This is a genomic window from Roseofilum acuticapitatum BLCC-M154 (assembly GCF_030068475.1).
In the GTDB taxonomy this organism is placed as follows: Bacteria; Cyanobacteriota; Cyanobacteriia; order Cyanobacteriales; family Desertifilaceae; genus Roseofilum; species Roseofilum acuticapitatum.
The window spans coordinates 17,982-27,795 of sequence record NZ_JAQOSP010000033.1 but is presented as its reverse complement, the minus strand read 5'-3'; the positions used below and the strand labels follow the sequence as shown (position 1 = coordinate 27,795).

General features: G+C 46.8%; 7 protein-coding genes and 1 CRISPR repeat array. Of the genes, 5 read left to right on the top strand and 2 right to left on the bottom strand.

Annotated features, from left to right (window positions below):
- Positions 1-142: 142 nt before the first annotated feature.
- Together cax and minC are read left to right on the top strand one after the other, a co-directional pair.
- Positions 143-1,237: a calcium/proton exchanger gene (gene cax, locus PMG71_RS04845; protein WP_347179200.1), complete on the top strand. Its 1,095-nt coding sequence runs from the start codon at positions 143-145 to the stop codon at positions 1,235-1,237.
- A 131-nt stretch (positions 1,238-1,368) separates the two neighbouring features.
- Complete coding sequence (gene minC, locus PMG71_RS04840; RefSeq protein WP_283752514.1) at positions 1,369-2,307, top strand: septum site-determining protein MinC; 939 nt, start codon at positions 1,369-1,371, stop codon at positions 2,305-2,307.
- A 134-nt stretch (positions 2,308-2,441) separates the two neighbouring features.
- On the opposite strand, the gene PMG71_RS04835 is transcribed toward minC, so the two are convergent.
- Together PMG71_RS04835 and PMG71_RS04830 are read right to left on the bottom strand one after the other, a co-directional pair.
- Positions 2,442-3,017 (bottom strand): Uma2 family endonuclease, encoded by a 576-nt coding sequence (locus PMG71_RS04835; protein WP_283752513.1) that lies wholly within the window; start codon positions 3,015-3,017, stop codon positions 2,442-2,444.
- Between the two features lie 96 nt (positions 3,018-3,113).
- A complete protein-coding gene (locus PMG71_RS04830) occupies positions 3,114-3,335 on the bottom strand; it encodes a hypothetical protein (RefSeq protein ID WP_283752512.1) in 222 nt (73 codons plus the stop codon).
- 121 nt (positions 3,336-3,456) lie between these two features.
- Positions 3,457-4,011: direct repeats of the CRISPR family, unit length 37 nt; unit sequence GTTTCCATTAGTTTCACTCCCGAAGAAGTGTTGAAAG.
- A gap of 483 nt (positions 4,012-4,494) precedes the next feature.
- Between PMG71_RS04830 and PMG71_RS24075 the strand changes: the two genes are divergently transcribed.
- From PMG71_RS24075 to PMG71_RS04820, 3 genes are all read left to right on the top strand, one after another.
- Complete coding sequence (locus PMG71_RS24075) at positions 4,495-4,695, top strand: hypothetical protein (protein WP_430540993.1); 201 nt, start codon at positions 4,495-4,497, stop codon at positions 4,693-4,695.
- Positions 4,696-5,433: 738 nt separating this feature from the next.
- On the top strand, positions 5,434-8,601 hold the full coding sequence (locus PMG71_RS04825; protein ID WP_283752511.1) for a type III-B CRISPR-associated protein Cas10/Cmr2: 3,168 nt from the start codon (positions 5,434-5,436) through the stop codon (positions 8,599-8,601).
- Complete coding sequence (locus PMG71_RS04820) at positions 8,598-9,812, top strand: type III-B CRISPR module-associated Cmr3 family protein (RefSeq protein WP_283752510.1); 1,215 nt, start codon at positions 8,598-8,600, stop codon at positions 9,810-9,812. Before PMG71_RS04825 ends, PMG71_RS04820 begins: the two co-directional genes overlap by 4 nt.
- Positions 9,813-9,814: the final 2 nt, after the last annotated feature.

Here is a 9,814-nt window from a genome sequence, read left to right as displayed (position 1 = left end):
TCCCCCCCCTTGTGATAGCGAGCAAGATGCTCGCACCCCCATCCCCCCATCCCCCCATCTCCCCATCTCCCCATTCCCTTCCTCACGACAGTTTCAGAAAATGGGAGTAGCATGGGTGAGTGTAAACCTGGATTCGATCGCCATGTTGAAAACGAATACGATCATTTCTCTATTGTTGGTCTTTGTACCCATCTCCATTGCCGGTGAATTTCTCGGCTGGGGATCGACTACGATCTTTATTACCTCTGCCTTGGCGATTATTCCCTTAGCCGCTTGGATGGGAACGGCAACGGAAGAAATTGCTGTGGTTCTAGGGCCCAACTTGGGGGGGCTGATGAATGCCACATTCGGTAATGCTACTGAATTGATTATTGGTCTAGTCGCCTTAAATGCGGGCTTGGTTGATGTGGTGAAAGCCAGTATTACCGGCTCCATCATCAGTAACCTGCTCTTGGTGATGGGGTTTGCCATGTTTTTAGGCGGCATTCGCTATACGGAGCAAAATTTTACTTCGGTTGTGGCGCGTCTGAATGCGTCAGCCATGAATTTGGCCGTAATTGCCATTTTGGTTCCCACCGCAGTGGATGTGACTTCTAATGGTATCGCTGAAGAAACCATGCAAACCTTATCGGGAGCAGTATCCATTGTTTTAATTATCGTTTATTTGCTCACCTTGCTCTTTTCCATGAAAACCCATTCCTATCTCTATGATGTGGGATTGGCGGAAAATGAGGAGGAAGGGGAAGAAGCCCATGAAAAGCCCAATATCACTCTGTGGTCTTTGGTGCTACTAGGAGCAACTCTGGTGGTTGCCGTAGAATCGGAGCTATTAGTGGCTTCTTTGGAAGAAGCGACCTCTTATTTAGGCTTAACGGCTCTGTTTACTGGGGTGATTCTAGTTCCCATCATTGGTAATGCGGCTGAACATGCGACTGCTGTTACCGTAGCGATGAAGAATAAGATGGAATTATCGGTTTCTGTGGCTATGGGATCGAGTTTGCAAATTGCTCTATTTGTGGCTCCAGTTTTGGTGTTAGCAGGAGTTATATTCGACCAACCGATGGATCTTGATTTTAATCCGTTTGAATTAGTGGCGGTGATGGTGGCTGTCCTGTTGGCGAATTCGGTGAGTTCTGATGGTCGTTCGGATTGGTTGGAAGGCTCCCTATTATTGGCCACTTATGTGGTGTTAGGGTTGGCGTTCTTCTTCCATCCGGCGATCGAAGGTTTGGGTTAGGCGATCGCCTTGAGAACAAAAGTGGGTAGGGGCTTTCCGGTTTGAAAGCCCCTACTCCTATTTTTACCGGCTATACCAGCACCCAGCACTATATAATGCACTAAAAAGCAATGCCAAGAGTGCGATCGCTCATGCCTGAATCTTCTGTTTCTCCTACTTCCTTAACGTTTGCTGTTAGCTTAGATGACCCAACTCCAGAAGAAACCCCAGATCAGTCGGTTGCTCCGATGCCTTCAGAAGTGCCTGTAGGCCAAGAGGAGTCTCAACCGGAAGGGGATCATCCTCCGGATGCGGAACTCGATAGCCAAGAGATGCCACCGGAAAAGCAACAGTTGAAAGATATTCCGGTGCGCTTGAAGTCCCAAGGCTCCCATTTTTGCTTGATTTTACCGCCAGAGGGAGAATTAAGTTGTACTTGGATGGAGTTGTTGCAACAGGTTCAGGTGTTGCTTAAAGGGAGCGATCGCCAGCGAGAATCGAATGTACCGGTTCATTTAGTCGTTCAAGATCGCCTCTTGGATATGCGCCAACTCCAGGAGATCGCCGATTTGCTTAAAGAATATAAACTACAACTTGAACAGGTGGCAACCCAACGCCGCCAAACTGCCGTGGCTGCTGCCACTTGCGGCTATTCGGTGCAACAGGTGACGCGCACCGATCCCCTCAAATCCGCTCCCTCCCAACCCCTACAACTGCAAGAAGAACCCCTCTATTTACAGACTACGTTGCGATCGGGGGTGGAAATTCGCCATAAAGGAACCGTCATTATTCAAGGGGATGTCAATCCTGGAGCCTCCATTGTTGCTGATGGCGATATCCTGGTTTGGGGAAGACTGCGAGGAGTTGCCCATGCGGGGGCGATCGGGAACCCGGAATGTGTGATCATGGCATTAGATATGGAACCCACCCAAGTGCGGATCGCCGGTCAAGTCGCTAGAGCGCCCCAACATTCCTTACCCAAACCCTATCCAGAAGTCGCCTACGCTACCCCTGAAGGTATTCGCATTGCTGGAGCCATGGATTTTCAAAAAGCCCGTCAGGCTTTAGCCGATGAACAACCCGAAGTTTAACTCGATCTGTTAAAACCCAGAAACATGATAGGCTTTGTCGGGTAAGCTAGGGTTAAACTCCTTCACTTTGGCGTGCAGGTAGTGTGTGAGGACTACTTTGCGATCGCTACTTCGTCGGCGAGGGGATGATCGGGTTACCAAATGAACGAGAGATTTAAGACGAAGCCAGGTAAAACCTCTTCTCCGGATACAGTCGGAGGATCGTCTAAGGTTTGTTTGTCTTGTCCGTGACGATAGATTTCGGCTTGACAATTTTTCGGGTTAATCAGCCAGCCTAACCTCGTGCCATTATCCATGTATTCTTGCATTTTTGCTTGCAGGAGTTTGAGAGAATCGCTTGGCGAACGCAACTCAACCACAAAATCGGGACAGATGGGCGGGAATTTTTCTCGCTCTTTGGGAGTTAACGCTTCCCATTTGGTTAAGGGTATCCACGCTGCATCCGGGGAATAATCTGCTCCATTAGGAAGCTTAAAGCAAGTGGAAGAATCAAAGACAACACCTAATTGAGTTTGTCGATTCCATAAGTTGAGTTCAAAATTAATATCAGAGTTCCGTCTTCCAGTTTCTCCTCCTGTCGGGGGCATAATGATTAAGTCTCCTTTAGCAGTTCGTTCTAATCTTAAGTCACGGTTGGCGGCGCAAATTTGATAAAATTGTTCATCGGTAATTGAGGCCGTTTCTGGATTATTTAAAACGAAGGCTGTCATTGGGTTATCTCCGTGAGGAAAAGAAGTGAATAGGGAATAGGCATTGGTCTATTGTAGAGTTAGGTTTCAAACCCGCCTCTACAACCCTGTCTCGTTCTAAGCTGATTCTACCCTTTCTTGCAATTGCTGGATCAACTGTTGATAGTGTTCCAAAGCCAGCGAGCGGATTAAGGGATGTTGTCCTAACAGTCGTTGATGGTCAAGATTAATGGATTCTTCAAGCAAGAATCGTTGAGAGAGTTCTGCTAAAGCTTGCTCTTGTCGCTCTCTATCACAAACTTTTTTCTCTACTCCTAAGACCAAGTTTCCCAACTGCATCAACCAGCCTTCCACTTGTACGGGAATGCGATAAACGGCGGCTGAACAGAGGAGTCAATAGGCATCTGGAGCTTGGTGTTCTAACCGTTGGAATTAAGAAGGCGCGAGAGGGGGCTGAGGCGTTTCCATTAGTTTCACTCCCGAAGAAGTGTTGAAAGATTTTATTAGAAAGGAATCGGGATATATCCATCTGTTTCCATTAGTTTCACTCCCGAAGAAGTGTTGAAAGGGCGTTTCTATTCTTGTTCGGGTTTTTTGCTGAACTCGAAGTTTCCATTAGTTTCACTCCCGAAGAAGTGTTGAAAGCTCAAAGGCTTATAGCCAGTGCGATCCAGTTCTCCGTTTCCATTAGTTTCACTCCCGAAGAAGTGTTGAAAGGATCTACAGCGATAGCCTCCCCCTCGAAACGGAAGTGTTTCCATTAGTTTCACTCCCGAAGAAGTGTTGAAAGTGATTTACTCAAGGATACGGTCGCCCCTACAAGGGTTGTATATGTTTCCATTAGTTTCACTCCCGAAGAAGTGTTGAAAGCCAAAGCTCTTCCCCGAACTCTTCCACAAATTCTTTGTTTCCATTAGTTTCACTCCCGAAGAAGTGTTGAAAGAGCGCTTTGAATCCCCTTCTCTGGCTTGAATCCGAGTTTCCATTAGTTTCACTCCCGAAGAAGTGTTGAAAGGGCTACCCCTACAAGCCCTTACAGTTCCAGGGTTTGAGCAAGGGTTTCCGACGCACAGCCTCACTATAGCAAAATTCACTAAGCCAAATCGAGTCAAAATCGCCCAAACCCTTGTCCTGTATAGTCCGACGCTAGTTGATTGAGAGCAATCGCTCAAACCTAAGCAGAACAATGAATCTAGCCATTTTCCTCAAAACACTATTTTCCACACCCTCCTAGTGGCGGATGGCGATAATGCTCCGCATCGCTGGTGCGATCGCAAAGCGTTTCATGTCGGCAACATCGCCACACTAGAGTAATTCATTAGGCAGTTGCTACATCAGAAGTTCTTATGGAGCCGTACTCTAGATTTTACTTTGGCGATCGCTAGAAAGATCAAACCTTTGCCCATTAGTTTGACTTCCGAAGAAGTTGAAAGCGTTTACCAACGACGGAGCATTGGATTGGTCAGGAAGGTTTCCATTAGTTTGACTTCCGAAGAAGTTGAAAGTAGGGCTCACTCGCCAGGAATTCATCGAAGCCTTGGTTTCCATTAGTTTGACTTCCGAAGAAGTTGAAAGCCTTCATGAACGGGTATATCCCCCCGTTACTGGAAAAGTTTCCATTAGTTTGACTTCCGAAGAAGTTGAAAGAAATGCACGACAAGCAAAAACCGGGGGAAAAGAGTTGTTTCCATTAGTTTGACTTCCGAAGAAGTTGAAAGAGCTTTAGTGTTGGCCTTGGTGCTAGCGTTATCCTTGTTTCCATTAGTTTGACTTCCGAAGAAGTTGAAAGGGCAGGCTCATGGAAGGCTTGCCACAAGCGGATCGTAGCACCCCAAATATGAGGGGGTCAAGATTACCCTATTTTTATTAGAAGTAATTCTTAATAGTCTCAATCGAAAATCGCTGAAACCTATACAGGATAAGGCATCCGAGGGGGTCAACGAGAGAATAGGACTTACAGGGATTTGCTGACCCCTCCGGATCGAATCTAGGAATCAAAGGACGGATGAAAAATCCTGCCTTCGAGGGACTGAAATCTGCTTACCAAAAGAGTTTGACGACTTCCTTACCCCAGAAAAACATCATGGCTATAAGTGTTGAACGAGGGAGGGTGGTGGTACTTTGGAGAGGGTTTAGGCAAAAACGGCGATAAAACGCCAACATGAAACGCTTCGCGATCGCCACAACCCTTAAACCAAAAGCGAGTCAAAGTGAGTCAAAGTGAGTCAAAAGTTATGTTTCAATAAAAACCTAAAGAAAATTTGTTGATTTTCTTAGTCTGGGTTCACCAGCAACTAATGTATCAACAGACAGTCACGAAAAATAACCAGACGCGATCGCATAAGCAATCTCCATAACTTCCGAGAGGCTTAGGATTGCTTCATTCCACTGCGTTCCATTCACAATGACGGATCATCACTGATTATTCAGACTTAATATGACTCCCGATCAACGGTTTACTCGGAAACTTTATGCCCTATTAGGTGAACAGTCCCTAACTGAGTATTTTGCTCTACTCAGAGACAACGATCAGCAACAATGGTGGCACAGCAATAGGGAAGTGATCGAGGCGATCGCCAGTTCCTCAGATCATATTAACTTCCAGGCAAAGCAGAATTCTTCAGAAGTCCATAGACATCCCATTAGCGGGCAAGAGCAAGCGATCGCCACTCACACTCACCTCAATCAAATCCTTGAGGAACTGCCAGAGAATGTCAGAACTCTAGACAATCCTCAAACCCTATTCTGGTGGTTGTGGCGCTTCCTGCCAGAAATGCAAGCGCAACGGAACCCCCAAGCCTTACTTGACCCCCAACACCCGATCCTTCCTGACTGTCCCAAACATAGTTATCGCAGCACTGTTTCCGCCTTAGCAGGAGCGATCGCCGGAGAAACTCCAGAAAGTTTGAACAACCCCTATCTGCTCCTCTTTACTTTCTCCCCTGTCCAAGAATTTATCAAAGCCTCCCGTAAATTCCTAGATTTTTGGTCAGGCTCTTACATGCTCCACTACCTGAGCGCTAAACTCTGTTGGTTCATTGCCCAAGAGTATGGCCCCGATGCCGTCATTACTCCTTCCCTCTGGGGACAAGAAATCATTGACGCATTGATGGTTAAAGAACTCGATCAAGATTTATTTACTCAAGGTTTTCATGACTACTGCCAGCAAACTCCCGAAGAACGCTTTGAAAACTCTCCCAGTCTCAGCACTGCCGGATTCCCCAACACCATCACCGCTCTGATTCCCGAAGCTGAAGTTGAAGAATTTGGAGGGAGGTTGGTTAAGCAATTACAAGCAGAATGGCATGAAATTGCTGACAAGGTTCGCAATGATATTCGCAGTAAGACCATTGAGTATTTACAAGACCCTAAGAATGAAGAAGAAATAAACAATTTGGTAAGGGCGGGTTCACCAATCTTTTCCTCTTCCCACCAAGATATAAGTGAACCCGCCCCTACGGAATCTGAAGGAATAACGGACAGCAGCAATAATCCCAACGATCACGACATAAATAAACTCAAAGACCCAGCCTGTTGGACATGGCGCAAACTCTGGGAAGCACAAATTAATCATACTTGGGAACCCTATTGGGCAGCTATCCCTTTAGGCGATCCCGATCGCGATCGGCAGTTTGCTATTACCAGCGAAATTAATCAATCCTTTGACGAATCCTGGAAAAATGCCCAAGAAAAGATTGCCCCCTCTCGCTACGACCAACCCACGCCCACTCAAGCAGAAGACTTAGCCTATAGGGAACTGAACATAGGAACCTGGTGGGCAAATACTCAAAGCCGCATTGGACAAGCCATTCAAGCCGTGAAAAATACTCGCACTTGGCGCATTCCTGCTGCACCAGGCGAACGTTCTACCCTCTCTGGTCAATTCACTGCTGTACATCCGTTTTATCGGTATGACCATCAATATAAACTCAAGTACAACGAATATCGAGACTACCGGGAAGGGGGAGGACTTAGTTCCGGTTCCATGCAACTCTTTTGGGAATTAATGGCTTTAGTTTATCCCGGACTCTTCAATGGTTCAGAAAAACTCAATGCTCTGGAGCTAACTAAGCGCATGGCTTGGTCTCGTGGAGGAGTTGCAGAAGCTTTAGGAGGCGATCGCAAAACGGCTCCTACCGATGCCGAACCAGCAGATGATTCAAAGGAAGTTGACTATGAGGGTTTAATTCGTTTCCCTAACGTCAGTTCTATTGCGGCTGCTCGTTTTGCTTTCGAGTATCCAGCACTAATGGCGGGATATTGGGATAGATTACATGACTTAATTAGATCCGAAGGTTTTACTAACAAAGAACGCAAGAAATTTTTTAGTAAAACCCGCCGCTCTTTTCAAGTTCCCAAAGTCGATCGAGTTGTCAACCGACTATACCGTAAGCCTGACAATAAACCTTACAATGGCGTAGCTTTTTCCAGCAAATGGTTAGCCGATGATATGGGGTTAAACGAGCAATCGAGTAAAGAAAAGGTTGCTCTCTTAAGAAAATTAGTGGATCAAGCCCATAAAGACTGTGGATTTAGCGACGGTTCCCCTGCTGATTGGTGGGTAATTATTGCAGCCGATGGAGATGGCATGGGGAAATATGTCAGTGGTCGCAAGTTGAAGAATTATCAGGATTATGTTGAGCGATCGCAAATAGCTCAAGAACCCGACCACTTAGAAGAGTTTCTCACCACTCGCAAGCGCATGGGGCCAGCCACTCATGTGGGACTTAACCGCGCCCTTTTAGACTTCTCCAATCGCATCGTTCCTTACTTAACCGAACAACGGTTTTGTGGTCGCGTCGTCTACAGTGGCGGCGATGATGTGTTAGCCGTTCTTCCCCTCACGGACTTACCCGAATATTTACTTTCCCTAAGAGCCGCTTGGTGTGGCGATAAAGATCCTTATTCTGAACTTGATACCAAGGTAAGGTTTCACAATCATGGTGGATATTGGCAGCCTGAGTTTAAGTTAGGCGATCGCTGTGGACTGCGCGATCGCCCCTTATTCACCATGGGAAAAGAAGCAACCCTTAGCGCCGGAATCATCATTGCTCACAAAAGCGTTCCCTTACCTACAGTCTTAGAATCCCTCTGGGAAGCAGAAGCAGAACGAGCGAAGAAATTACAAGGCGTTGGCGACTATCCCGATAAAGATGGCTGTTGTTTTCGCGTCATTTATGGCGGCGGCAATACCTTAGAAGCCTTAATCAAAGGTCAGTTATTACCCAATTGGTGGCAATGGTTAAACGCAGGACAAGACCGTGATAATTCCTTGTCTCCCGTTCTCTATCGTTTAGCCGAAGAACTGCCTCGTCATGCCGACTTAACCCAAGACTTGCAACTGATTTCTAAAGCAGCCAAGGTAATTATCAATTCTCGCGATACTCCCCTTGCTGAAGAGACTCAAAAGAAAATTTGTGATTGGTTCGATGATTGGGAATGCTGGGCATTTGCCGTTCAAGAGCGGTGGAAAAGTCAAGGGAAACAAGAACCCCCACCCTTGGGAATTACCATGGATGATTTAGCCAAAATCTTACGGTTCAGTGCCTTTTGGCTCGATAAGATGGCGCAGGGCGATCGCTGGAGCAGGAGTGAAGAAAAATGAGCAACGAAACTGAGAACATTCAATGGTACAGTATCACTCCCCTTGATGTGCTGCTCTTTCGGGAATCGAAACCCTTTAGTCCTGGAGATGGGTCTTGGGCAAAGGGCCAGTTTCCCCCACTGCCAAGTACCTTATTCCAGGCATTGCGATCGCTCAACGATCATTATGGTAGTGGCCAGAAGAATAAGAGACGCGACCTGAAATTTATTGGCCCCTTCCTCATGGATGACAAAGATTGTCTATGGGTTGCCACTCCCAGAGATTTAATCGGAGTGAAAACCGCTAACCAGGGAGACAATAACACCAACGAAGATCCAGAAGACATTGAAGGCAATTGGGAGAGGCTAGAGCGGCTGCAACCTCATAACCCTCAAGAGAACTGGACACATCTTAAATATCAGAGCCAATCGTTACCTCCCCTAGTGCCACCTGAGCTAGGAGACCAAGAATTTATTACCGGACTAGGAAAACCTTGGATGAAAGCCAGTAAACTCCCTGCTTATCTAGAGGGAGAATTGATGAGTGGCGATCGCTTTACCCAGAATGACTTTTGCAACGATCCTTGGGATACCCAAGTCTTACCCCACACTGCCATGGAATCTGGCCAACGGCAAGTCAAAGACTCCCAAGGATACTTTACCGAAGTCGCCACTCGCCTGCATCCTGGATGGAAACTTGTTGCTGGGTTTATTGGTAGGAAACTATCATGCACCGAACCTGAAGCCATTCGTTTAGGAGGAGAAGCCCATCGTGCTTTAGTTACCCCCTTAGACAACTTACCCGAATGGAAAGCCCTAGCGCCCTATCGTACTTGGGAAGAAGGGAAACACTTAGCTTACTTGCTCACACCCGGTTTAGCTCGTTATCCAGATGATGCAGACAACGAACCCATTTACGCCGCCTATCCTCGCCACTGGCAGGAGCATTTAGCCGGTTGCGCTACTGGGAAAGCCCTGCTCTGGGGTGGTGTTTCTCATATTCACCGTATATTACACCGTCCATCACCTGAAGAGCAGAACAAGAACAGAACAGATGAGGAGGAGCAAAGCAAGGAATTTGCTCTGCTTCCCCAACGAGCCTTTGTTCCACCAGGAACGGTGTACCGCTTTAAGAGTTTGCCTGAGTCTAAAGAACTAATAACCGGTAAGGGTTCACCTTGGTTAGAAACCTTTTCGGCTCTGCACTATGGACTTTTATTATGGGGATATTAAAA